20 protein-coding genes are annotated in these 23,438 nt (G+C 63.0%); 11 read left to right on the plus strand and 9 right to left on the minus strand.

Features of this window, described 5'->3' with window-relative positions; all coding sequences use genetic code 11:
* Position 1 precedes the first annotated feature (1 nt).
* The 6 genes from RlegSU303_RS33820 to RlegSU303_RS33845 all read right to left on the minus strand — a co-directional run bounded on the left by RlegSU303_RS33820 (position 2) and on the right by RlegSU303_RS33845 (position 6,320).
* A complete protein-coding gene (locus tag RlegSU303_RS33820; RefSeq protein WP_094088994.1) occupies positions 2 to 1,072 on the minus strand; it encodes an ABC transporter ATP-binding protein in 1,071 nt (356 codons plus the stop codon).
* A complete protein-coding gene (locus RlegSU303_RS33825; protein ID WP_017957468.1) occupies positions 1,069 to 1,896 on the minus strand; it encodes a carbohydrate ABC transporter permease in 828 nt (275 codons plus the stop codon). Before RlegSU303_RS33825 ends, RlegSU303_RS33820 begins: the two co-directional genes overlap by 4 nt.
* On the minus strand, positions 1,893 to 2,795 hold the full coding sequence (locus tag RlegSU303_RS33830; RefSeq protein WP_003552007.1) for a carbohydrate ABC transporter permease: 903 nt from the start codon (positions 2,793 to 2,795) through the stop codon (positions 1,893 to 1,895). The genes RlegSU303_RS33825 and RlegSU303_RS33830 overlap by 4 nt, the downstream gene beginning before the upstream one ends.
* 281 nt (positions 2,796 to 3,076) lie before the next feature.
* The gene (locus tag RlegSU303_RS33835; RefSeq protein ID WP_017957466.1) at positions 3,077 to 4,309 is read right to left on the minus strand and encodes an ABC transporter substrate-binding protein; all 1,233 of its coding nucleotides are present in this window, start codon (positions 4,307 to 4,309) and stop codon (positions 3,077 to 3,079) included.
* A 62-nt stretch (positions 4,310 to 4,371) separates the two neighbouring features.
* Positions 4,372 to 5,274, minus strand: coding sequence for a sugar phosphate isomerase/epimerase family protein (locus RlegSU303_RS33840; RefSeq protein ID WP_017957465.1), 903 nt, complete (start codon positions 5,272 to 5,274; stop codon positions 4,372 to 4,374).
* Positions 5,275 to 5,285: 11 nt separating this feature from the next.
* Positions 5,286 to 6,320, minus strand: coding sequence for a Gfo/Idh/MocA family protein (locus RlegSU303_RS33845; protein ID WP_017957464.1), 1,035 nt, complete (start codon positions 6,318 to 6,320; stop codon positions 5,286 to 5,288).
* Positions 6,321 to 6,535: 215 nt separating this feature from the next.
* On the opposite strand from RlegSU303_RS33845, the gene RlegSU303_RS33850 reads away from it, so the two are divergent.
* On the plus strand, positions 6,536 to 7,630 hold the full coding sequence (locus RlegSU303_RS33850; protein ID WP_131719461.1) for a substrate-binding domain-containing protein: 1,095 nt from the start codon (positions 6,536 to 6,538) through the stop codon (positions 7,628 to 7,630).
* A 66-nt stretch (positions 7,631 to 7,696) separates the two neighbouring features.
* Here RlegSU303_RS33850 and RlegSU303_RS33855 read toward each other — a convergent pair whose 3' ends face one another.
* Positions 7,697 to 9,031, minus strand: coding sequence for an LLM class flavin-dependent oxidoreductase (locus RlegSU303_RS33855; RefSeq protein WP_131719460.1), 1,335 nt, complete (start codon positions 9,029 to 9,031; stop codon positions 7,697 to 7,699).
* 320 nt (positions 9,032 to 9,351) lie between these two features.
* On the opposite strand from RlegSU303_RS33855, the gene RlegSU303_RS33860 reads away from it, so the two are divergent.
* Complete coding sequence (locus RlegSU303_RS33860; protein ID WP_131621700.1) at positions 9,352 to 10,569, plus strand: SfnB family sulfur acquisition oxidoreductase; 1,218 nt, start codon at positions 9,352 to 9,354, stop codon at positions 10,567 to 10,569.
* Between the two features lie 76 nt (positions 10,570 to 10,645).
* Here RlegSU303_RS33860 and RlegSU303_RS33865 read toward each other — a convergent pair whose 3' ends face one another.
* Both RlegSU303_RS33865 and RlegSU303_RS33870 read right to left on the minus strand, forming a co-directional pair.
* A complete protein-coding gene (locus tag RlegSU303_RS33865) occupies positions 10,646 to 11,854 on the minus strand; it encodes an acyl-CoA dehydrogenase family protein (RefSeq protein ID WP_131719459.1) in 1,209 nt (402 codons plus the stop codon).
* 80 nt (positions 11,855 to 11,934) lie between these two features.
* Positions 11,935 to 12,981, minus strand: a complete 1,047-nt coding sequence (locus tag RlegSU303_RS33870; RefSeq protein ID WP_017957459.1) for a substrate-binding domain-containing protein — start codon at positions 12,979 to 12,981, stop codon at positions 11,935 to 11,937.
* A gap of 235 nt (positions 12,982 to 13,216) precedes the next feature.
* Here RlegSU303_RS33870 and RlegSU303_RS33875 point away from each other — a divergent pair, with 235 nt between their 5' ends.
* The 9 genes from RlegSU303_RS33875 to RlegSU303_RS33915 all read left to right on the plus strand — a co-directional run bounded on the left by RlegSU303_RS33875 (position 13,217) and on the right by RlegSU303_RS33915 (position 23,433).
* Positions 13,217 to 14,701: a sugar ABC transporter ATP-binding protein gene (locus RlegSU303_RS33875; protein ID WP_131719458.1), complete on the plus strand. Its 1,485-nt coding sequence runs from the start codon at positions 13,217 to 13,219 to the stop codon at positions 14,699 to 14,701.
* On the plus strand, positions 14,698 to 15,759 hold the full coding sequence (locus RlegSU303_RS33880; RefSeq protein ID WP_131719457.1) for an ABC transporter permease: 1,062 nt from the start codon (positions 14,698 to 14,700) through the stop codon (positions 15,757 to 15,759). The genes RlegSU303_RS33875 and RlegSU303_RS33880 overlap by 4 nt, the downstream gene beginning before the upstream one ends.
* A 16-nt stretch (positions 15,760 to 15,775) precedes the next feature.
* Entirely contained in the window at positions 15,776 to 17,173 is a 1,398-nt protein-coding gene (locus RlegSU303_RS33885) for an LLM class flavin-dependent oxidoreductase (protein ID WP_131719456.1), read from the plus strand.
* A gap of 122 nt (positions 17,174 to 17,295) precedes the next feature.
* Entirely contained in the window at positions 17,296 to 18,906 is a 1,611-nt protein-coding gene (locus tag RlegSU303_RS33890; protein WP_131719455.1) for an ABC transporter substrate-binding protein, read from the plus strand.
* 40 nt (positions 18,907 to 18,946) lie between these two features.
* On the plus strand, positions 18,947 to 19,936 hold the full coding sequence (locus RlegSU303_RS33895) for an ABC transporter permease (protein ID WP_131621495.1): 990 nt from the start codon (positions 18,947 to 18,949) through the stop codon (positions 19,934 to 19,936).
* Entirely contained in the window at positions 19,933 to 20,766 is an 834-nt protein-coding gene (locus RlegSU303_RS33900) for an ABC transporter permease (protein WP_131629841.1), read from the plus strand. Before RlegSU303_RS33895 ends, RlegSU303_RS33900 begins: the two co-directional genes overlap by 4 nt.
* Complete coding sequence (locus RlegSU303_RS33905; RefSeq protein ID WP_131621499.1) at positions 20,763 to 21,548, plus strand: ABC transporter ATP-binding protein; 786 nt, start codon at positions 20,763 to 20,765, stop codon at positions 21,546 to 21,548. Before RlegSU303_RS33900 ends, RlegSU303_RS33905 begins: the two co-directional genes overlap by 4 nt.
* The gene (locus tag RlegSU303_RS33910; protein WP_094088983.1) at positions 21,545 to 22,327 is read left to right on the plus strand and encodes an ABC transporter ATP-binding protein; all 783 of its coding nucleotides are present in this window, start codon (positions 21,545 to 21,547) and stop codon (positions 22,325 to 22,327) included. The genes RlegSU303_RS33905 and RlegSU303_RS33910 overlap by 4 nt, the downstream gene beginning before the upstream one ends.
* An 11-nt stretch (positions 22,328 to 22,338) precedes the next feature.
* Positions 22,339 to 23,433 carry an aminotransferase class V-fold PLP-dependent enzyme gene (locus RlegSU303_RS33915; RefSeq protein ID WP_131719454.1) on the plus strand — a complete coding sequence of 365 codons (1,095 nt, stop codon included), beginning with the start codon at positions 22,339 to 22,341 and terminating at the stop codon, positions 23,431 to 23,433.
* Positions 23,434 to 23,438 lie beyond the last annotated feature (5 nt).

The raw sequence follows: 23,438 nt of genomic DNA on the forward strand, positions 1-23,438 counted from the left end.
CTTATACCAGGTGATTCGTCGACGCGTCGAAGAGATGGATCTGGCCCGGATCGATCGAAAGTCCGATCATGTCTCCCGCTTTGACCCTGTCGCGCCGCGTCTCGACGATCGTCAGCTCCGGCTCCGTCGCCGCGACGATGAAGGTTGACGAGCCGGTCGATTCGACGAAGGCGATCGGTACATCGAAGCTGCCATGCCCGGGCTCGACGACGCCGATATGCTCCGGCCGGATGCCCGCGACGAGCTTACGTCCGGGCTCGATGGCGCGGGTGATTGCAAGCGTCTGCTTCACTGCGCCGAAATCCAGGATGAGGCTCTTGCCGCCTTCCGCGGCAATCGCGGGAATGAAATTCATGGCCGGCGAACCAATGAAACCGGCGACGAACCGGTTCGCCGGCCGGTCGTAGAGATCAAGCGGCGCGCCCTGCTGTTCGATGATGCCGTCGCGCATCACCACCACATGGTCGGCCATCGTCATCGCTTCGACCTGGTCGTGCGTGACGTAGACGAAGGTTGCGTGCAGCCGGTCGTGCAGCGACCGGATTTCCTTGCGCATGTGGACGCGCAGCGCCGCATCGAGGTTGGACAGCGGCTCGTCGAACAGAAAGGCCTTGGGGTGGCGGATGATGGCGCGGCTCATGGCGACGCGCTGGCGCTGGCCGCCGGAAAGCTCGCGCGGATAGCGCTTCAGGAGATGCGAAAGACCTGTCGTCGCCGCCACGTCCTCGGCGGCCTTCTTGGCCTCGGCCTTGGCGATGCCGCGGATGCGCAGGCTGTAGGTCAGGTTCTCCTCGACCGTCATATGTGGATAGAGCGCATAGGACTGGAACACCATGGCGACGTCGCGCTTGCGCGGCGGCACGCCGTTCATCAGCTCGCCGGCGATCCTGAGATCGCCCGACGAAATGCTTTCGAGGCCGGCAAGCGAGCGCAGCAGCGTGGACTTGCCGCAGCCGGACGGGCCGACGAGCGCAACGAAAGTGCCCTTGGCGATCGAGAGGTCGATATTCTTCAGGGCGTGGAAGGCGCCGTAATATTTGTTGACGCCTCTGAGCTCGATCTGTGTGGTCATTTGAGGGCTCCAGAGGTGAGGCCGGATACGATGCGGCGCTGCAAGAGAACGAAGATGGCAAGGATCGGCGTCACATACATCGTGGCGTAGGCCATGATGTTGTTCCACTCGTTGGTGTTCGGCCCCATGAAGGAATTGAGGCCGACGCTTGCCGGCTGAAGCTCGGCCGCCTGGATCATCGACTTTGAATAGACGAATTCGCCGAAGGCCTGCATGAAGATCAGGATGGCGCTGACCAGGATACCGTTGCGAGCGAGCGGCAGCACGATATTGAAAAAGGCGCCGACGCGCGAATTGCCGTCGACGAGTGCTGCCTCCTCCAGTTCCTGGGGAACGCTCATGAAGGTGGCGCGCACCAGGATGACGAAAAAGGGCATGCTCTTTGCCGCGACCGCAATGATGACGGCAAGGCGCGGAGTGGAAAGCAGGCCGATCTGCGAGAAGCCGACGAAGATCGGCGTGATCATCAGCGAGGCCGGTAGGACCTGCAGCATCAGGATCAGGAACAGGCCGATATCCACCCAGACGTTGCGGTATCTGGCGAGCACATAGGCGCAGCCGACGCCGAGCACGGTGATCAGCGCCATGGAACCCAGAGCGATGACCAGTGAGTTCCAGAGGTAGCGGCCCATGTCGCGGCTTTCCCAGACATAGGTATAGGTGCCCCATTGGGGTGCTGCCGGCCAGAAGCTCGGCGGCGTCGCGAACATCTCCGAGCCGCTTTTCAGCGCGGTGATGTACATCCAGTAGAGCGGGAAGAGATAGATCGCCGCCATGACGATCGATATTGCGAGCATCAGCCGGTCGCGGTTCGTCGTATTCATCCGCGCACCTCGTGGCGTGTGGACCGGACATAGACGACGGATGCGAACATGACGAAGACGATCATGATGACGGAGATCGTTGCGCCCTTGGCGAAATCGTATTGGCGGAAGGAGAGATCCCAGGCCCAATATTGCGTGACGTTCGACGAGTTGTTCGGCCCGCCTGAGGTGATGGCGGCGAAAAGATCGAACTGCTGCAGCGTGAAGATCAGGCCGAGCGCGATGATGGCGCCGATGGTCGAGCGCATCATCGGCAGCGTGATCGTCCAGAAGCGCTGCCAGACATTGGCGCCGTCGAGTTCGGCCGCTTCGTAGAGGTCGGCCGGAATGCCTGCAAGACCGACGGAAAGCAGGATCATGTTGAACGAGGTGCCGAGCCAGACATTGGCGATGATGACGGCATAGAGCGAATAATGCGGGTCCGAGCGCCAGAAGATGTTGCCGGAGATGATGCCGCTTTCCTTCAGAATGAAATTCAACACGCCGAAATCGCCGGAGAGAATCCAGTTCCAGATGGCGCCGACGACAAGGCCGGGCATCACCCAGGAGACCAGAAACAGGCCGCGCATCCATGAGGCGCCGGGAAAATTGACCCAGAAGAACAGCGCCAGGCCGAAGCCGATCAGGAACTGGCCGGCGATGGAGCCAACGACGAAGATGACGGTGTTGTAGAGGATCGGCAGCGTTTCCGGCTGCGCGAAGAGGTCGGTGTAATTCTTGAAGCCGACGAAGGGACGCGAGAAGGTCCCGAGGCTGAACATGTCGACCTCTTGGAAGCTCATCACGACATTGTAGATCAGCGGCAGCCCCGCCATCAGGAACAGAAAACCGAGCGGGAAAGCGACCAGCACGATATCGAAACCGCGGCCGTCCCTGACGCTCATCAGGATCCTCTTCATGGGTCCTCCGATACTCCGAACGGGGCCGCCTGGCGCATGATGCGGAAGACGGCCCCTGCCGGGAGGAAATGGTTGGATGGCTGTTGAGCCATCGGTGGATCCCCTTCTCCCCAGCGGGGAGAAGGTGGCGGCAGCCGGATGAGGGGCAGCGAACTCGGCGTCTGCTGTTCTTCACTTGCGTTCAGAACATTCATCGCTGTCGCTCCTCACACCCTCATCTGCCCTTTGGGCATCTTCTCCCGCTGGGGAGAAGAGGGAGCAAGAGGCTGGCTCGACGCCAACTAGCCTAATACTGCCTTGATCTTGTCGGCTGCCTGGTCGAGCGCGTCTTTCGGGCTCATCTGGCCGGTCAGTGCTGCCTGGATAGCGTCCTGGATCGCCTTGGAGATCTTCGGCCATTGCGGATGCGGGCCGCGCGGCTTGGCGTATTTCAGCTGTTCAAGGAAGACCTTGAGGGCGGCATCCTTCAGCGGCTGGCCGGTTTCCGGGATCGAAATGTCGGAGCGCGCCGGAAGCTGGCCGAAATTCTTGAACATCTTGTCGTCTTGCGAGGCGAAATATTCGAGCGCCTTGAAGGCTTCGGCCGGATGTTTGCTGGTGGAGAAGATCGCCCAGTTGAAGTCGCCCATGGCCGAGGAGCGTTCAGCGCCTTCCTTGGGAACCGGAAGCAATGTGACGCCCCAGTCGAACTTCGCTTCCTGGCTCATGCGGTCGAGCTCCCACGGACCCGAGATCGCCATTGCCGCATTGCCCGAGTTGAAGGTGCCGGTCGAATCCCACTGGCCGCGCGTCAGCGTATCCGGAGAAGCGAGCTTCTCGTCCATGATCGTCTTCCAGACCTCAAGCGCCTTCACCGCGCCTTCGGCATTGATGTTCTCATAGCTGCCGCCGCCCATCTGAGCCCAGGGAAGGAACTGGAAGGTGCCTTCCTCATTGGCCTTGGCCGAGAAGGCGAGACCGTAGACGTTCTTGGCAGGGTCGGTCAGCTTGCGCGCATCCTCGACGAGCTCGTCCCAGGTCTGCGGTGGCTTGTTCGGATCGAGGCCCTTCGCCTTGAACATGTCCTTGTTGTAGTAGAGCGCGATCGTGTTCGTCGCCTTCGGCACGCCAAAATACTTGCCGTCCCACTCCACGGATTTCAGCGGTCCGGGGAAATAGTTTGCCGGCTTGATGACCGTCGACTTGGAGATCATGTCGGTGAGGTCGAGGAAGGCGCCGCGCGACGAGAACAGCGCATGCTCCGGATTGTCGACGGCGATGATGTCGGGCGCCTGGCCGGTTGCATAGGCGCGCATGGCCTCGGTGACGACGTCGTCGAACTGGATCAGCCGGTATTCGATCTTGATGCCGTTGTTCTGGGCGTTGAACTCCTTGACGAGGTTCGGCGCCGGCTGGATGTCCCTGTCCAGCGACCAGAGCGTCAGCGTGACGTCTTCGGCCCTGGCCGAAAGGCCGGTGAGCGAGATGCCTGCAAGCGCCAGAGCGCCCAGAATTGCATATTTGCGGATAGCCATGGTTCTCCTCCTTTGTGGTTATCCCCGTTTCCGGCAATTCCTCTTTGCCGGCCACGATATCATCAGACCGGATCGACGACGAATTCGCCGCCCCGGGCATGCTTGAGGTGGTTGAGCGCATAGACCTGGCCGGTCATTTCAAGCGCGTCGCGATAGACCGGGTCGTGCCAGCCTTCGATATCGATGGAGCCCGACCAGCCGGCAAGGCGCAGCTCGGAAATGATGTCGGTCCAGTTGCTGTCGCCGAAGCCCGGCGTGCGCATGAAGACGAACTTCTCCTTGCCGAAGATGCCGTGTTCCTTGATAACCTCCCAGCGGATGGTCGCGTCCTTGCCGTGGACGTGGAAGAACTTATGCGCCCATTTGCGGATCTGCGGCAAAGGGTCGATCAGATAGACCATCTGATGGCACGGCTCCCACTCCAGCCCGATATTATCGTCAGGCGTCTCGTTGAACATCAGTTCCCAGGCGTCGGGATTATGCGCGATATTCCAGTCGCCGGTCGCCCAGTTGCCGTCCATGGCGCAATTCTCGAAAGCGATCTTGATGCCCTTGTCGGCGGCGCGCTTGGCAAGCTCGCTCCAGATCTGCTTGTAGCGAGGCAGGCTGTCGGTCAGCGGCTTGCCGCGGATGCGGCCGGTGAAGCCGGCAACGCAGGTGGCGCCGAAGTGATGAGCATTGTCGATGCAGTCCTTCCAGCCCTGCAGCGTCTCGAGGTCGATCGCGGTCTCTTCCAGCGGATTGCCGAACATGCCGAGCGTCGAGATGGTGATGTCGCGGTCGCCGATCGCATCGAGGCAGCGCTTGCCGAGTTCGGCAAGGTCCTGGCCCTTGGTCGTCTGCCAGAAGAAGGGTTCGAAGCTTTCGAAGCCCATGCCGGCGATCTCGCCGATGCGGGTTGCGGCATCGCCCTTGTTGCCGCTGACCATGGTGCCGATACGAATGGATTTTGCAGGGTTGCTCACGTCACGTCATCCTATGCTGAAATTTCGACGCGCCTGCCCGTCTTGGCGCTTTCGATCGCGCCGAAGACCATGGCAAGGCTTCGGATATTGTCGGAATTGACCGTCTCGGGCCGTTTGCCGGTGCCGATCGCCGCGATGAAGTCGGCGATGACGCTGGCGTGACCATGGGTCTCCTCGTCATGCTCCGGACCCGGAACGTTTACGGCAGCGTGCCCACGCAAAAGGCCGGGCTCTTCACCGGCGATGGTCGCCTTGAAACTCTCTTCCCCATTCCAGGTGAGCATTCCCTTCGAGCCGACGAGGCGCCACTGGCTTTCCCAGCTGGTGCGCTCGCCCTCGGCGCACCAGGAGCCGCGATAGGTGAAGACGATGTCGTCGGAAAATTCGAAGATGGCATTGGCCGAGGCGCCGTGCCGGTACCACGAACCCTTCGGATTGCGCTCGACGCAATAGACGGCAAGCGGCTTCCTGTCGGCGACGTAGCGGGCCGCATCGAAAGTGTGGATCGCCATGTCGAGAAGCAGGACGTTGTCCATCTCTTCGCGGAAGCCGCCGAAATGCGGCGCCAGGAAGAAGTCGCAATGGATGCCGGTGAGTTCGCCGATCGCGCCGCTTTCGACGAAGCGGCGAAGGCGCCTGACGCCTGATATGAAGCGGCGGTTCTGGATGACGGCGTGGATGCGGCCGGTCTCGGCGGCAAGATCGACCAGCGCGGCACCCTCGGCAAGCGAGGCCGCCATCGGCTTTTCGCTGAGCACATGGCAGCCGGCCTTGAGTGCGGTGGAAACGACGTCGTAGCGCGCAGCCGGAATGACGATGTCGAAGACCAGGTCGGCCTTCGTGGCCGCGATGACGTCGGACAGGTCCGAACCGATGACGGCGCCATCAAGGCCGAATTCCGCGGCAAGCTTTTCCGCCGTCTCCCGGTTCAGGTCGACGAGGCCGACGATGGTGATGGAGTCGGCCAGCAGAGGATTGGAAGCGATGGCGCGCAACCAACCTTTGGACATAGCTCCGCACCCGCACAGAATGGCACTGAATTTCACGATTTCCTCCAGGGGAACGGTGTCAACTCTCCTCGTGACACGCACTCCGTAAACGTTTACGACTGTAGGCGAAAACATTTTGCGGTGTCAATAGACGCCAAATGGGAAACTACGGGCCCAGATCCGGACGGATCTGAATTATAGAAAAGGAGCATGATGTCGTCCGAAAACCGTGCACACTTTTCGGCATCATGCTCCGGGGAAAATCGTCAGCGATGAAGGGGATTCGCCAGCTTGCCGAACACTTGAATATCTCGATCGGCACGGTCTCCCGCGCGCTGAACGGCAAGCCCGATGTCAATCAGGAAACCCGCCGGCGCGTGCTGGCGGCGGCCGAGGAACTCGGCTATGTCGCCAACCAGTCTGGACGGAGCCTGAGGCAGGGGGAGACGAAGGTCATCGGGTTGATGATCGAATCCAGCAAGGAGACGGTCGAGAACGCCGACAACTTCTTCCTCGGTGTCACCAGCGGCCTGCAGAGCGTCTTTGCCCGCCACAAGCTCGACCTCCTCATGTTGCCCTGCCCGAGCGACGAGGACCCGCACGAATATCTGAAGCGGATGGTGGCGCGGCGCATCGTCGATGCGATGATCATCTCGGACACGCAGCGCGTCGACCGGCGCATCGACTTTCTCTCACGGGCGAAGATTCCCTTCGTCGCGCTCGGCCGCAGCCTTTCGGCCAGCAATTTTCCATGGATCGATCTCGATTTCGAGGGCGTGGCCGACCATGCCGTCGAGCGGCTGATCGCGCTGGGCCACCGCCGGATCGCGATCACCGCGCCGTCGAGCGAGGCCAACCTCGGCTATCTCTTTATCGAAAGCTATCGCCGGGCGCTCGAGCGGCACGATATTCCTTTCGATCCGTCGCTCGTCATCCGCGTCAGGTCGAGCGAACAGGGCGGATATCAGGCGGCCCATGAGTTGCTGCTGCTCGAAGAGCGGCCGACGGCGGTGATCCTGATCTACGAGCTGATGGCGATCGGCCTTTACCGCCGCCTGATGGAATCGGGCGTCATGCCCGGCCGCGACCTTGCGGTGATCGGCTTCCGCGACGCTCCGCGCGCACGGTTCCTGCAGCCGTCGCTGAGCTGCTTCCGCATCTCGCTCTACGATCTCGGTGTAGCGCTCGGCCGGATGCTTCTCGCCAACATGCCGGTCTATCGGGAGTTCTATCCAGGCGATGGGGGCAACATCATCTGGCCCCTTGAACTGATGCCGGGCGAAAGCGATGCGTTCGATCCCAAGACGGGCGAAAAGGAGTTTGAGCCCGCGCGGTTGAGCTTCGACAACAGGACCGTCGAGTTCTGATGGAATTCCTCCTCGATACGATTGCGTTTCCGCCGCACGAAGAGTCGAGCGGCCGGTAGCGATGCCTCATGTGCCAGCAGGAAAGAACCGGTTCTCCGGCCGCGGCAATCCGAGATGTTCGCGCAGCGTCGTGCCCTGATATTCGCTGCGGAACAGACCGCGGCGCTGCAGCTCGGGAACCAGCCGGTCGGTGACGTCGAGGAGACCCTGCGGCAGATAGGGGAAGACGACGTTGAAACCATCCGAGCCTTCCTCATCAAGCCAGCGTTCCATCTCGTCGGCGATGCTTGCCGGCGTGCCGACGAAGGCAAGGCCGGCATAGCCGCCATAGCGCTGCGCCAGCTGGCGCACCGTCAGATTTTCCTCCGCCGCAAGCTTCAGCACCTGGGCGCGGCCGGTCTTGCTGGCATTGGTGTCGGGAATGTCTGATGGCAGCGGCGCGTCGGGATCGAAGCCGGACGCGTCATGGCCGAGCTCGATCGAAAGCGAAGCGATGGCGCTGTCGTAATGCACCAGGCTGTCGAGTGTGGCGCGTTTGGCGCGTGCCTCGTCGATGCTGTCGCCGACGATGATGAAGGCGGCGGGCAGGATCTTCAGATGGTCACGGTTGCGGCCGAGGGCTTCCATGCGACCCTTGATATCGGCATAGAGCGCCCTGCCCGCGGCGAGATCGCGCGGCGAACAGAAGACCATCTCGGCGGTCTCAGCGGCAAGCTGGCGGCCGGGGTCCGACTGGCCGGCCTGGACGATGACGGGCCAGCCCTGCGGTGGCCGGGCGATATTGAGCGGCCCGCGCACGCTCAGTTCCTCGCCCTTGTGGCCGAGCACATGCATCTTGTCCGGATCGAAGAACAGGCCGCTTTCCCGGTCGCGGATAAAGGCATCGTCGGCGAAGCTGTCCCAGAGCCCCGTCACCACATCGTAGAACTCGCGGGCGCGATGATAACGCTCGCCATGCTCCATATGTTCGTCGAGGCCGAAATTGAGCGCGGCGTCGGGGTTGGACGTCGTGACGATGTTCCAGCCGGCGCGGCCGCCGCTGATATGGTCGAGCGAGGCGAAACGCCGGGCGATGTGATAGGGCTCGTCGAAGGTGGTGGACGCTGTCGCGACGAGGCCGATGCGCTCCGTCACCGCCGCCAACGCCGACAGTAGCGTGAAGGGCTCGAAGGAGGTCACGGTGTGGCTGCGCCTCAGCGCCTCGACCGGCATGTTGAGCACGGCAAGGTGATCGGCCATGAAGAAGGCGTCGAATTTCGCCCGCTCCAGCGCCTGCGCGAAGGACTTCAGATGGGCGAAATTGAAATTGGCGTCAGGATAAGAACCGGGATAGCGCCAGGCACCGGTATGCAGGCTAACGGGACGCATGAAGGCGCCGAGGCGCAACTGCCGTGGGGTCATGACTTTCCTCATGGATCGGGCAAGGCGGCCGCCTGCCCCGCATTGGGCGTTCTGTCTGAAGCCGCTGAGCGACGCATCGGATATCGGTTACGTAGGAACTCGACGAATTCAAATCGAGGCCGACTCCGCTAATTTCCGGTAGGGATTTCGGCGTTTCTCCGGCCACGTTTTCGCAGAACCGCTCGACTGAGACACTAATCGCGGCAGCCAGAAGCCGATAAGCAAACACTTTTTATTTTCTACCACATCTATAGAATTTGTACTCTTATCTCGGCGCGCGATTTCTTTCACCGATAGGGCCGTCAGAAATGGAGACATCGATGAACACCGTGCTGAGGCAAGCAGACCAGATCCGGCCCGTGGCCGACCGTATCGGCAGCGACGAGGAGGCGATCGCGACTGCCCGTAGACTGGCGGCCCAATTTGCCGCACGCGCCGCCGAGCGCGATGCCGACAGGATCCTGCCTTTTAGCGAACTCGATCTTCTCGCCCAGTCCGGCCTTCTGGCGATCACCGTGCCGGCGCAATATGGCGGCCTCGACGTCTCCAACGCCGTGCTTGCCGAGATCACCGCGATCCTGTCGGAGGCGGATGGCTCGATCGGTCAGATCCCGCAAAACCATTTCTATATTCTCGAGGCGCTTAGAACCGACGGCGGCGAGGAGCAGCAGCGTTATTTCTTCGGCCGGGTGCTGGCCGGCGATCGTTTCGGCAATGCGTTATCCGAGCGCGGCACCAAGACGGTCGGCCACTACAATACGCGCATCACCCGCGACGGCCCGGGTTACCGGATCAACGGCCGCAAATTCTATTCGACCGGCGTCCTCTTCGCCGACTGGATCACCATCTTCGCGCTCGATCCGGAGGATCGGCTGACCATGGCCTTCGTGCCGAAGGGCACCGAAGGCGTCGAGATCGTCGACGACTGGGACGGCTTTGGCCAGCGCACCACCGGCAGCGGCACGACGATCCTCGACAATGTCTATGTCAGCGCCGATTCCGTGGTCTTCCATCACAAGGGCTTCGAGCGGCCGACGACGATTGGCTCCGTTGGTCAGATCATCCATGCCGGCGTCGATCTCGGTATCGCACGGGCGGCCTTTGCCGAAACGCTGGATTTCGTCAGGACGAAATCGCGCCCCTGGATGGATAGCGGCCTTGAGCGTGCCTCAGACGATCCGCTGACGATCGCCAAGGTCGGCCAGATCGCCATTCGGCTGGAAGCCGCAACGGCTCTCGTGGAGCGCGCCGGGCACAAGGTCGATGCCGCGCAGGTCGAGACGACGGAGGAAAAGGTGATCGCGGCGACGCTTGCGGTTGCCGCTGCGAAGGTGCTGACGACCGAAGTGGCTCTCGAGGCCTCGAACACGCTTTTCGAGCTTGCCGGAACCTCGTCGGTACAAACAGGTCTCAATCTCGACCGCCACTGGCGCAATGCCCGCACCCATACGCTGCACGATCCCGTGCGTTGGAAATATCACGTTGTCGGCAACTACCATTTGAACGGCGTAACGCCGCCGAAGAACGGCGCTCTCTGAAATCTCACCTCTCCAACCGAAAACCCCACCGCCGGTGCTGGCAGTGGGGTTTTTGCGTTCGATGAAAGATGGCCGCTCAGCTATAGAGGCTGACCTCCGGTATCTTGTCGTTCAGCACGAATTCGCCGACTTCCCTCGCCTTGTAGAAGACCGGGTCGTGCAGCGTATGAGTGCGGACATTGCGCCAGAACCGATCGAAACGGTATTTGTCGGCCGTCGATCGAGCGCCCGTCAGCTCGAAGACGCGCGAGGTGATGTCGAGCGAGACATGGGTAGCGTGGACCTTGGCGGCATAGGCTTCCGCCGCCGCCTCGCCGCGCTCACGCGCGGTGACGTCGCGGCCGCGGGCAAGGCTTGCCTGCACGGCGGCTGCGGCACTGTCGGCAAGGGCCGCCGAAGCCTTCAGCGCGGCGGTGAATTCGCCGACGCGTTCGAGGATATAGGGATCATCGGCCGCCCGCTCGACACCGGAGGTGATCCACGGCCGGGTCGTGTTGCGGACGTAATCGACCGCCGCCTTGAGCGCGCCTTCCGCGGTACCGAGATAGAAATTGACGAAGACCAGTTGGATGAACGGCGTATTGAAAGTCGACAGCACCGGCGGCGCCACGTCGGGTGTGGCCGGTGCGCCGACGAAATCCTCCTCGTAAACGGGGAAATCATGAAATTCGACGCTGCCGCTGTCGGACAGGCGCTGGCCGATATTGTCCCAGTCGTCATTGGCGACGTAACCTTGACGATTGGTCGGCACGGCGAAACCGGCGATCTTGTCGTCGAGCGTCGCGTTGGCATTGATATAGTCGGAGACCCGAGCCGCCGTGGAGAAGGACTTGCGTCCGTTCAGCACATAGCCGTTGCCGCGACGGGTGAGCACCAGCCCGGGATCGCGCGGATTGACGGCCGCCCCCCAATAGAGGTTCCTGGCGACCGTATCGCTGCCCAGTGCGTGGGCGCGCGACGCATCGAGGGCCCAATAGATGTACTGGCTATTGACGTAGTGGTAGCCGAGCAGCTGGCCGATCGAGCTCTCGCCACGGGCGAGAATGCGCACCAGCCTCAGCCCGTCGACCCAATCGAGGCCACCGCCGCCGATTTGCGTGGGATGCAGCGCATTGAGCAGCCCGGCATTCTTCAATTTTACGATCTCGGCGAGCGGCGGACGGCCTTCGCGGTCGAGGTCGGCGGCGCGCCGCGACAGGTCGGCAGAGATCTCCCCGGCACGGGCAAAGAGGTCTTCGCGCGTCGGGTTGCGGCTGGCCGCAAAGATGACATTGGATTGGCTCATGGGCGGAACTCCAATTCTCCAAAAAGATGATCCGGCGGAAGCCGCAGAGGCTTCCGCCGGAAGGATCGAAGTGCGTAGTCTCAGAACAGCTTGTCCGGGATCCAGCTGGCGGTCGCAGCATCGCTCGTGCTGAAGGCCGGGATCTTTTCGGCCAGTTCCTCGATCGTCTTGACGCCGGCTGCGCGCAGGCTTTCCTGCGTCAGAAGCGTCGGCTTCACGGTGATTTGGTGGGGAACCGTCTGCCCGGCGATTTCGAGTGCTGCGGCGCGAATGGAGACGGCGCCGACGACGGCCGGATTGGTCGCGACGGTCGCAACCCAAGGGCTGCCTTCCTCGGTGATTTCCTGGATATCGGCCGTCGAGACGTCGGCCGAATAGATCTTGAGCTTGTTTGCAATGCCGAGGTCGTTGGCGGCAAGCTTCACGCCGCGGGCGAATTCGTCATAGGGGGCGAAGACGACTGAAATATCGGGATTGGCGGTCAGCACGGCCTTCGCCTGGTCGGCGGTCGAGGTCGCCGTCGTGTCGCTGACATTGCCGAAGCGGGCCTTTTCGACCACGCCTTTATTGTCCGACTTGAACTTGTCCCAGACCTCGTTGCGGCGGTCGAGCGGCGCAAAGCCGGCGACATAGACATAACCGGCGTTGAAGCTGTTGCCGTTGTCCTTCACCACCTGTTCAAGCGCCAATGATGCGAGTTCGTGATCGCTCTGCTCCACCTGCGGGATCTTGGGGTTGTTAAGGTTGACGTCGAAGGCCACGACCTTGATGCCCTTGTCGAGCGCCTGCTGCACGACGTCGCCGAGCGATTCCGGCAGACCGTGGTCGATGACGATGCCGGAGACGCCGAGATTGATCGCCTGCAGGATCTGCTCGCGCTGCTCGGCGGCATCCTGCCGGCCGGGGAAGATGCGCAGGTCGATAGCCAGCGCCTTGGCCTGGGCTTCAGCCCCCGCCTGGTAGGCCTGGAAGAAATCACCGGCCGAGATGTAGCTGATCAGAGCCACCTTGACGCCACCCTTGTCGAAGGGGGCCGGAGCGCCGGACAGGCCGTCGGCTTTTGCGCCTTGAATGAAAATGAACGGAATGACGGCGGCAGACAGTGCGAGCCGTGCGAGGGATTTCATCGTCGCGTTCCTTTTAGCAATCGGGAGCGTCGTCTGACAGGTCTGACAGCCCTTGCGACACGTCGGATTATTTAGATATAATCTCTATGTTTTTAGTAGAGTAAATGATCCGATTTTACGGGCTGCAGGAGATTCTTTGTTTCCCGAGGACAGTTTGTGAGGGAAAGGCGTGCCTGGAGTTCGACCGCCCGGACGGGGCACACTCCGGCTTCGAATGCAGTCCTGGACACTATCGATGCCGCTTCTTCACATTGAAAATATCACCCGCAGTTTTGGGTCGACGCGGGCGCTTGCCGGCGCTGATTTTTCTATGGAACGCGGCGAGATCGTGGCGGTGATGGGCGCAAACGGCGCGGGCAAATCGACGCTGGTCAAGATCCTTTCCGGCGTGCTTCCGGCCGATGGCGGCATGGTCAGCCTCGATGGCCGCGTCTTTGCGCCGCGCAGCCCGGCCGAAGCGGCAAGGGCCGGTGTCGTCACGGTGCATCAGTCGACGGATCTCGTCGGCGCGGCCGGTCTGACGGTTGCCGATGCCCTGCTGCTCAACCGGTTTGCCGATCGCAGCACACCCTTCTTCGTCTCGCGCGCCGGCATTCGCCGTGCCGCGCAGTCCATGCTCGACGCCGCCGGCTTCACCCTGCCGCTCGACCGCGATTTCGGCGAACTCGCCAGCGCCGACCGGCAACTGGTGGCGATTGCGCGGGCGCTTGCCAACCGCGCCGATCTCCTCATTCTCGACGAGCCGACGGCGAGCCTCTCCGGAGAGGAAAGCCGCCGCCTCTTCGATATTCTGCTGAGGCTTCGCAAGCGCGGACTGGCGATCCTCTATATCTCGCACCGTACCGCCGATCTCGAAGCCATCGCCGACCGCGCGCTCGTCATGCGCGGCGGCCGCGTCGTCGGCACCTTCTCACGGCCGATCGATTTTTCGAGCGCCATCGAGACGATGATCGGCCGCAGACTGGATGCGGCTCGGCCGGATGCGCGGCCTGCGACCGGACCAGTGATTTTCAAGATGCGCGATGCCCGCCTGCTCTCGGAAGCGGCCTCCTTCGATCTGTCATTGCATGAGGGCGAGGTGGTGGCGGTGACCGGTGTGCTCGGCGCCGGCAAGAGCCGGCTGCTGTCGGCGATCTTCGGCGTGACGGCGCTTGCCGGTGGTGCGATGTTCCTCGGCGGTCGGCCCTACCGGCCAAAAGGTCCGGCCGAAGCGATTGCATCAGGTGTCGCGATGGCGGCCGAAGACCGTCATCGTTCCTCGCTGATGCCACCGGCATGGCCCGGCCATTCGCTGTCGGCGACGATCAGCCTGCCGCATCTTGGCAAATGGTATCCGCGCGGTTTCCTTGTCGGCGGCCGTGAACGACGCGAGGCCGAACAGGCGATCACTCGTCTCGGCATCAAGGCCGCAAGTCCGCTCGCCTCGGTCTGGTCATTGTCCGGCGGCAACCAGCAGAAGGCGGTGATCGCCCGCTGGGAGGTGGAACCGAGCCGTTTGCTGCTGCTCGACGAACCTTTCCAGGGTGTCGACGTCGGCGCCCGTCATGACATCATCCGGGCAATCCGCGCCCGCAGCGACCGGGCGACGCTGATTGCGACCTCCGACCCGGAGGAGGCCTATGAGGTGGCCGACCGCATCCTCGTCATCGACCGCCACGTGTTGAAGCCCGCGGCAGGCGGAATTGCCTCTCCTTCCGCTATTCAGGGAATATCCGCATGACGACGATCGATGACGACACTCTTCCACAGACAAGCGCCCGGCCAAAGGCATCGCCGCAAGCCGATAGCGGTCTTCTTGCAGCACTCGGGGCGTTCCTCCGGGCAGGCGCAGTGTTCATCCTGTTGGCACTGCTCGTCGTCGGTTTCACCGTCGCCGAGCCCGCTTTCATCAATATCGCCAATCTGATGAGCATCCTGCAGGCGGTGTCCGTCGTCGCCATTCTCGGCGCCGGCGTCACCGTCACGCTGGCGGTCGGCGGTTTCGACCTGTCGATCGGCGCAGTCGCCGCATCGAGCGTGATGGCGGCGAGTTACGCGATGATCGTCTGGCATCTTGATGCCTATGCGACGGTGCCGCTGGTGCTCGCCTTCGGCGCCCTGATCGGTCTCGTCAACGCCTTCCTCATCGTCCGCCTGAAGGTGCCGGATCTGTTGGCGACGCTGGCGATGATGTTCCTGCTTTCCGGCCTGCAGCTGATCCCGACCGCCGGCCGGTCGATTTCGGCCGGCCTCACCCTGCCCGACGGCTCGAAGGCGACCGGCGCTTACGACCCCGCCTTTTTGCTGATCGGCCGCTACAGCATCCTCGGCACCCTGCCCGTTTCCGTGGTGCTGATGGCGGTGGTCGCCATCGCACTCTTCATTCTCACCGAACGCACCCGCATCGGCCGGCTGCTGTTTGCGACCGGCGGCAACGAGGTCGCGACCAGGCTTGCCGGCGCCTCGACGGTGCGGCTGAAGACGCTCGCCTATGTGCTATCGGGCACGCTGGCATCGCTCGGCGGCATTGTCATCGCCGCCCGCGTCGGGCGTGGTGATATCTCGTCCGGCGGCTCGCTGCTGATGGATTCGGTCGCCGCAGCACTGATCGGCTTTGCCGTCTTCAACCTGCGCCGCCCAAACGTGCTCGGCACCATTGCCGGCGCGGTCTTCGTCGGTGTGCTGCTGAACGGCCTCACCATGCTGAACGCCCCTTATTACACCCAGGATTTCGTCAAGGGTGCCGTACTCGTCGGCGCGTTGGCGCTGACCTACGGCCTCGGCCGCAGCAATCCCTAATTCCAAGGAAGAAAACATGACCCGCGAAATCAGGCTGAACGCCTTCGACATGAATTGCGTCGGACACCAGTCGCCGGGGCTCTGGCGCCATCCGCGCGACAAGTCCTCAACCTACAAGGATCTCGACTACTGGGTGCATCTGGCAAAGACGCTGGAGCGCGGCAGGTTCGACGGGCTGTTCATCGCCGACGTGCTCGGCGTCTACGATGTGCTGAACGGCAATGTCGATGCGGCACTTCGCCATTCGGCGCAGGTACCGGTCAACGATCCGCTGCAGCTCATTCCAACCATGGCCTACGAGACCGAACATCTCGGCTTCGGCCTGACGGCGTCGCTCTCCTTCGAGCACCCCTACACCTTCGCCCGCCGCATCTCGACGCTCGACCATCTGACCAAGGGGCGTGTCGGCTGGAATATCGTCACCTCCTACCTCAACAGTGGCGCGCTCAATATCGGCCAGCCGGCGCAGACTAAGCATGACGACCGCTACGACCTCGCCGAGGAATATCTCGAGGTCTGCTACAAGCTCTGGGAGGGAAGCTGGGAGGACGGCGCCGTCGTCCGCGACCGGGAAAGCGGTATCTTCACCCATCCTGATAAGGTCCACCCGATCCGCCATTCCGGCAAGCATTTCAACGTGCCCGGCATTCACTTGAGCGAACCCTCGCCACAGCGCACGCCGGTGCTCTACCAGGCCGGCGCCTCCAGCCGCGGCAAGGATTTCGCCGGCGCCCATGCCGAATGCATCTTCGTCGCATCCCCGTCGAAGCCCGTGCTGAAGCGTTACGTCGCCAATGTCCGCGAGGCGGCCGAACGCGTCGGCCGCAACCCGCGCGAAATCCTCGCCTTCAACCTGCAGACCGTGATCCTCGGCGAAACGGATGCGGAGGCACAGCGGAAGTTCAACGAATACCGCAAATACGCCTCCTTCGAGGGTGCGCTGACGCTGATTTCCGGCTGGACCGGCATCGATTTCGGCCAGTTCGGGCCGGACGAGGTGCTGCGCCACCGCCATACCAATGCGGTGCAATCGGCCGTCGAAACCTTCACCACCATCGATCCCACCAAGGAATGGACGGTGCGCGAAATGGCCGATTGGGTCGGCATCGGCGGTTTCGGCCCTGTTTTCGTCGGCTCACCGCAAACAGTCGCCGATCTGATGCAGGAATGGATCGAGGACACCGATGTCGACGGCTTCAATCTTGCCTATGCCGTGACGCCCGAGAGTTTCGAGGATGCCGTCAATCTGCTGGTGCCGGAACTGCAAAAGCGCGGCGTCTACAAGACGGAATATGCCAGGGGCACTCTGCGGGAAAAACTCGGGGGAGCGGGGCCGCGGCTCGTCGCGCCGCATCCGGGTGCCGCTTATCGCAATCTCTTCGGCGCGCCCGCGCGTGTTGCGGCCAACGGCTGAGCGAATAATGGCTGGGTGACAAAAAATATCTCGCCCAGCCCGACCATTCGAATCTAACCTCTATGACAATTGGCATTTCGCCCTGAATATGGGCACTAGAATTTCACCGATCAGGAGGGGTCATGACCGTACCATCTATCTCGCGGCGCACGCTGATGAAAGGCACTGCCCTGCTGCTTGCCTCGACGGCCCTCGCCCGGCAGGCACTTGCGCAGACCGCGTCTGGCGGCGGCCGGCTGATCGTTGCGGCCGATTCCGAGCCGAAGAACCTCAACCCTGCCATCGTCGCCTCGAACGGTGTCTTCTTCGTCGCAAGCAAGGTGATCGAGCCGCTCGCCGAAGCGTCGTTCGACGGCAAGGACGGGCTTTCACCGCGCCTCGCCACCTCCTGGGAGGGCTCGGATGACGGCCTCTCGGTCACCTTCAAACTGCGCGACGGCGTCACCTGGCACGATGGCAAGCCGTTTACCTCAGTCGATGTCGCCTTCTCCGCGCTTAACATCTGGAAGCCGCTGCAGAATCTCGGCCGCCTGGTTTTCGCCAATCTCGAAGCCGTTGATACGCCCGATGATTACACCGCCATCTTCCGCTTCTCCAAGCCGACGCCGTTCCAGCTGATCCGCAACGCACTGCCTGTCGTCACCAGCGTCGTTGCCAAGCACATCTTCGACGGTACCGATATCGCCACTAATCCGGCCAACAACACGCTTGTCGGCACCGGCCCGTTCAAATTCGCCGAACACAAGCCCGGCGAATATTACCGGCTGACGCGCAATGAAAACTATTGGGACAAGGAGCAGCCGAAACTCGACGAGATTGTCTTCCGCGTGCTGCCCGATCGCGAGTCGGCGGGTGCAGCACTCGAAGCAGACGAAATCCAGCTCGCCGCCTTCTCGGCGGTGCCGCTGGCCGATCTCGACCGGATTTCGAAGGTCGACGGCATCAACGTGATCTCGAAGGGCTATGAGGCTTTGACCTACCAGCTCGTCGTCGAGATCAATCATCGTCGCAAGGAATTGGCCGATCTCAGGGTCCGTCAGGCGATCGCCCAGGCGATCGACAAGAAATTCGTGGTCGACACGATCTTCCTCGGTTACGCCGCGGCCTCGACCGGCCCGGTGCCGAAGAATGCCCCGGAGTTCTATACGCCCGATGTCGCGACCTATGCGTTCGACCCTGCGGCCGCCAACGATATTCTCGACAAGGCAGGTTACAGCCAAGGGCCAGACGGCAACCGCTTTACGCTGAAGCTTCGTCCCGCGCCCTATTTCAACGAGACCCGGCAGTTCGGCGATTACCTTCGCCAGGTGCTCGCGGTGATCGGCATCAATGCGGAGATCGTCAATGCCGATGCGGCCGCGCACCAGAAGGCTGTTTATACCGACCACGACTTCGACCTCGCTGTCGGTCCCCCGGTCTTTCGCGGTGATCCGGCGATCTCCACCACCATTCTCGTCCAGTCCGGCACGCCAGCCGGCGTGCCCTTCTCCAATCAGGGCGGCTACGTCAATCCGGAGCTCGACAAGATCATCAAGCAGGCATCGGAGACTGTCGAGACGGCGGCGCGCACCGATCTCTACCGCAAGTTCCAGCAGCTCGTCGCAGCCGACCTGCCGCTGATCAACATTGCGGAATGGGGGTTCATCACCGTTGCGCGCGATACCGTGCAAAACGTCGCGGACAATCCGCGCTGGGCCGTCTCAAACTGGGGCGATACCGCGCTGCAATCGTGATAGAATCGGCGGCAATTCTCTTTCAGAGGCCCTGTCCGGCGTGAGACGTGCAATCATCCTCCTGAGGCGCAGGGCGATCAGCAGCATTCCGGTGCTGCTGATCGTGGTGATCTTCACCTTTTTCCTGCTTGAATCCGCCTCGGGCGATGCTGTCGACGCCTATCTCGGCTCGATCGGCGGTGGCGATGCCGCACTTAGGCAGTCGCTGCGCGAGAGCTACGGCCTCGACCAATCGATGTTCGCGCGCCTCTGGCTCTATCTTTCCTCACTCGCACGCTTCGATCTCGGCTGGTCGGTCGCCTTCGGCCGGCCGGTCGGTGCGCTCATTGCCGAACGTTTGCCCAATACGTTGCTGCTGATGGGCAGCGCCACCGCACTCTCCTTCGGCCTCGGCTCGGCGCTCGGCATTCTTGCCGGCGCGCGGCCGGCCAGCATGCGCGATCGGCTGCTGTCGATCGGCTCGCTGATCGTCTATGCCATTCCGAGCTTCTGGCTTGGGCTGGTCCTGAGCATCGCCTTTTCGGTGAAGCTACGCTGGTTTCCGATCGCCGGCGTCGAGACGATCGCTTCCGGCAAGACAGGATTTTCGCGCGCGCTCGATATCGCCGATCATCTGGTTCTGCCGGTCGGCGCTCTGGCGCTGATCTATCTCGCCTTGTTCCTGCGGGTGATGCGCAGCGGCATGGCCGAGGCCTGGAAGCTCGATTTCGTGCTCTTCGCCCGGGCCAAGGGCCTGTCGCGGAGCCGGATCGTGCTGCGCCATGTCGCGCGCAACGCGCTGCTGCCCCTCGTCACCATGCTCGGGCTGCAATCGGCGGCCATGCTCGGCGGTAGCGTGGTGATCGAGAGCATCTTTGCAATCCCGGGCTTCGGGCGACTGGCGCAGGAGGCGGTCAACGGCCGCGACGCGCCGTTGTTGATGGGCATCATCGTCACCAGCGCCGTCCTGGTCATTTCGGTCAATTTCCTCGTCGATCTCGTCTATGCCGCACTCGACCCGCGCATCGGCGCATCGGAGGGCGGCGCATGAGCTGGCTGCGGCGCCTGCTACGCACGCCGGAAGGTGCGGCCGGATTTGCGATCCTTCTCGTCCTGCTTTTGGCCGGGCTGCTCGCTCCCGTTATTTCGCCGGGCGATCCGCTGAAAATTGCCGGCCGCGCCCTGCTGGCGCCGTTCACCGATCCGGCTTTTCCGCTCGGCACCGACCGTCTCGGCCGCGACGTCCTGGCGGGCCTGCTCTATGGTGCCAGAACCTCGCTTGCCGTCGGCCTGGCGGCAGCGTTTGCGGCCATGGTGCTTGGGCTCTGCGTCGGCCTTGCGGCCGGTTTTGCCGGCGGGCTCGTCGACGAGGCGCTGATGCGAGTGGTCGACGCCTTCCAGATCGTGCCGGCTTTCCTGCTCGCCCTCGCTTTCGTCAGCACTATCGGCGTGTCGACGCCGGTTGTCGTCCTTGCCATCGCACTCGGGACCTGGGCCGATCCGGCGCGGGTGACGAGAGCGCAGGTGCTTGCGATCCGCGAGCAGGATTATGTCGCCTCGGCAAGGGTGATCGGCATGCATCCGGCCGAGATCGCATTCCGCGAAATCCTGCCGAATGCATTGCCGCCGGTGCTGGCGCTTTCGGCCACCATCGTCGCCGGTGCGATCCTCACCGAGGCAGCGCTTTCATTCCTGGGTCTCGGCAATCCCAATATCGCCACCTGGGGTTCGATGATCGCAGAGGGCCGCAGCGTGTTGCGGTCGGCATCCTATCTCTCGGTCATACCGGGTGCGGCACTCGCAGTGACCGTGCTTGGCGTCCATCTCTTCAGCGAGGGTCTCGGCAAGGCGCTCGGCGATAACGGTGCGAGGGCGGCATGAGCGTTTTCTGCAGCCTGCGGCAACTTTCAGTGACCTACGGGCGCGGCGCTGCCGCCGCACTCGACGGCGTCGATCTCGATATTGCAGCCGGCGAAAGGCTGGCGATCATCGGCGAAAGTGGTTCCGGCAAGAGCACGCTTGCCCGCGCGCTTGCCGGTCTGCTGCCGGAGGGAACGAAGGTCGGCGGCGAGATACTTTGGCCCGGCCTTGGTCATCCGCCTCGCCCAGGCCGCGACTTTGGCTTCGTCTTCCAGGATCCGGGCTCCAGCCTCAATCCCGTTTTGACGATCGGCGAGCAGATCGCCGAGGGCGCCAGGCGCCATCTCGGCCTCAGCTGGAGACAGGCCTATGCCAGGGCCGAGGAATTGCTTGAGCGGGTACGGATACCGCAGCCTGACAAGGCGATGCGGGCCTTTCCGCATCAGCTCTCCGGCGGCCAGCGTCAACGCGTGGCGATTGCGGCGGCCATTGCCGCGAAACCCGCTCTGCTGATCGCCGACGAGGCGACCAGCGCGCTCGACGTCGTCGTCCAGGCCGAGATCGTCCGCCTGCTCGACGGGCTGGTGCGCGAGGATGGCATGACGCTGCTCTTCATCACCCACGACATCGCGCTGGCCTCAGGCTTCGTCGATCGCATCGCCGTTTTCCGCAATGCGAGGCTGGTCGAAACAGGTCCCGTCCGTTCGGTGCTTTCGGCGCCTGAGAGCGACTATACCGCCGCTCTCATCGCCAGCCATCGCGATCTCGCGACGCCGCCGCTGATCGCGGAGGTGCCGTCATGAACGACAGGCTGCTTTCCATCGAAAACCTGTCGAAAGGTTTTTCGTCTGCGGGACGGCGGATTGCTGCTCTCGATAATGTGTCGCTCACCATAGCGGCGGGGGAAACGCTCGGTCTCGTCGGCGCCTCAGGCAGTGGAAAATCGACGCTATCGCGCATCCTGCTGCGGCTTGTTGCTGCCGATGCCGGCTCGATTCGCTTCGAGGGAGAGGATTGGCTGGCGCTGAATGGTGCGCCTTTGCGGCGCCGGCGGGCGCGTATGCAGATGGTGTTTCAGGATCCGCTCGCCGCCTTCAATCCGCTGGCGAGCGTCGGTGCAGTGCTCGACGATCCGCTTCGCATCCACGGCATCGCCGGCAAGGATCGGCGCCCCGGCGAGATCATCATGCTACTCGAGCGTGTCGGCCTCACCGCAGATCATGCCGCCCGTCCGGTGCGGGCACTCTCCGGCGGTCAGCGGCAGCGTGTAGCGATTGCGCGGGCGATTGCGACGCGGCCCTCGCTGCTGGTGCTCGATGAAGCGGTCTCGGCGCTTGATGTGACCGTGCGCGGCAGGATACTGGAGCTTCTGGTCGATCTGCAGAAAGAACAGGGCATTGCCTGTCTGTTCATTTCGCACGATCTTGCCGTGGTCCGCGCTGTCTCCCACCGCATCGCCGTCATGGATGGCGGACGGATCGTCGAGACCGGACCGGCAGCGGCGGTCGTTGCCGCGCCGCAATCGGCCGCCGCCCGCGCACTCGTTGCCGCCGTCCCCCGTCTCGTGACCGATCCTTGCTGAAGGAAGTGCCCATGTCCGATCTTGGTTGGAATCCACTGCATGGCGTGCCCTCCTATCCCGCGGAGCGCTACGCCGTCCTTGCCGACAGGATCGGCGGTATCTTGCGCAGCCGCAACGACATATTGCTGGTGCAGGCAGAAGCGGTGGTGGCGCTGGAGGCGGCGGCGGTCAGCCTTGCGCGCCCCGGCCTTTCAGCACTCAATATCATCACCAGCCCCTATGGCGGCTGGTTCGGGCAATGGCTGCGGCGAGGTGGCGCGACGGTACAGGATGTTGTCGCCGAACCGGGCCTGCCGATCGAGATCGAATCCGTTGCAAAAGCGCTCGACGCCGGTCCTCACATCGATGTGCTGGCGCTGGTTCATGCCGAATCCGCAAGCGGCATTCTCAACCCCCTGCCCGAAATACTGGCGCTTGCCCGGGCTCGCAACATCGTCACAGTTGTCGACGCAGTCGCCTTGGTTGGTGGCCATGAACTCAACGTCGACGATCTCGGCATCGACATCGCGGTGGCCGGCCCGCAGAAAGCGCTCGGCGGCCCGGCCGGCGTGTCCGCGCTCTCGGTCAGCCCTGGCGCCTGGGATCTGATCCTAAGGGATGGCGCACCGCGCGATTCGATCTTGTCACTGGCCGATCTGAAGACATGGGTCGATGGCGGCAGACCTGGCCTGCCGGGAACGCCGGCGCCGCTGGAATTCTTCGCACTGGAGGCGGCGCTCGACCGGATCGAGGCCGAGGGCATGGAGAATATCGTCGCCCGCCATGTGCTTGCGGCATCGGCGACACGGGCGGGGCTTGCCGCACTCGGAGCGCGGGCCTGGGTGCCGGCAGCAAAGGCTTCGAACCTAGTGACGGCGGTACCGGTGCCGGAGGCGCTGGCGCCTGCCGCGCTGATCGCAACCGCCGGGCAACTCGGGGTCGAGCTGAGCGAAGGCGTTGGAACCGCACCGGCCCGTCTCGTGCGGCTGAACCATACTGGTCCGCGCGCCGCATTCCAGACGGTGCTCTCGAATGTTGTGGCGTATGGCGCGGCCCTCAGGCAGGCCGGCCATCCCTCGGACATAGCAGCCGCTTCGGAGGCGATATCCGCAGCCTACCGCTCCTGAGAGGA

The sequence above is a fragment of the Rhizobium sp. SU303 genome (genome assembly GCF_021052345.1).
Taxonomy (GTDB): domain Bacteria; phylum Pseudomonadota; class Alphaproteobacteria; order Rhizobiales; family Rhizobiaceae; genus Rhizobium; species Rhizobium laguerreae.

Bases quoted from the DNA above. Each gene is read 5' to 3' on its own strand.
- RlegSU303_RS33875 (WP_131719458.1), top strand. From the start codon at position 13,217: ATGCCGCTTCTTCACATTGAAAATATCACCCGCAGTTTTGGGTCGACG.
- RlegSU303_RS33820 (WP_094088994.1), bottom strand. From the start codon at position 1,072: ATGACCACACAGATCGAGCTCAGAGGCGTCAACAAATATTACGGCGCC.
- RlegSU303_RS33900 (WP_131629841.1), top strand. From the start codon at position 19,933: ATGAGCTGGCTGCGGCGCCTGCTACGCACGCCGGAAGGTGCGGCCGGA.
- RlegSU303_RS33905 (WP_131621499.1), top strand. From the start codon at position 20,763: ATGAGCGTTTTCTGCAGCCTGCGGCAACTTTCAGTGACCTACGGGCGC.
- RlegSU303_RS33830 (WP_003552007.1), bottom strand. From the start codon at position 2,795: ATGAAGAGGATCCTGATGAGCGTCAGGGACGGCCGCGGTTTCGATATC.
- RlegSU303_RS33910 (WP_094088983.1), top strand. From the start codon at position 21,545: ATGAACGACAGGCTGCTTTCCATCGAAAACCTGTCGAAAGGTTTTTCG.
- RlegSU303_RS33835 (WP_017957466.1), bottom strand. From the start codon at position 4,309: ATGGCTATCCGCAAATATGCAATTCTGGGCGCTCTGGCGCTTGCAGGC.
- RlegSU303_RS33850 (WP_131719461.1), top strand. From the start codon at position 6,536: ATGAAGGGGATTCGCCAGCTTGCCGAACACTTGAATATCTCGATCGGC.
- RlegSU303_RS33865 (WP_131719459.1), bottom strand. From the start codon at position 11,854: ATGAGCCAATCCAATGTCATCTTTGCGGCCAGCCGCAACCCGACGCGC.
- RlegSU303_RS33870 (WP_017957459.1), bottom strand. From the start codon at position 12,981: ATGAAATCCCTCGCACGGCTCGCACTGTCTGCCGCCGTCATTCCGTTC.
- RlegSU303_RS33885 (WP_131719456.1), top strand. From the start codon at position 15,776: ATGACCCGCGAAATCAGGCTGAACGCCTTCGACATGAATTGCGTCGGA.
- RlegSU303_RS33825 (WP_017957468.1), bottom strand. From the start codon at position 1,896: ATGAATACGACGAACCGCGACCGGCTGATGCTCGCAATATCGATCGTC.
- RlegSU303_RS33915 (WP_131719454.1), top strand. From the start codon at position 22,339: ATGTCCGATCTTGGTTGGAATCCACTGCATGGCGTGCCCTCCTATCCC.
- RlegSU303_RS33890 (WP_131719455.1), top strand. From the start codon at position 17,296: ATGACCGTACCATCTATCTCGCGGCGCACGCTGATGAAAGGCACTGCC.
- RlegSU303_RS33855 (WP_131719460.1), bottom strand. From the start codon at position 9,031: ATGACCCCACGGCAGTTGCGCCTCGGCGCCTTCATGCGTCCCGTTAGC.
- RlegSU303_RS33880 (WP_131719457.1), top strand. From the start codon at position 14,698: ATGACGACGATCGATGACGACACTCTTCCACAGACAAGCGCCCGGCCA.
- RlegSU303_RS33860 (WP_131621700.1), top strand. From the start codon at position 9,352: ATGAACACCGTGCTGAGGCAAGCAGACCAGATCCGGCCCGTGGCCGAC.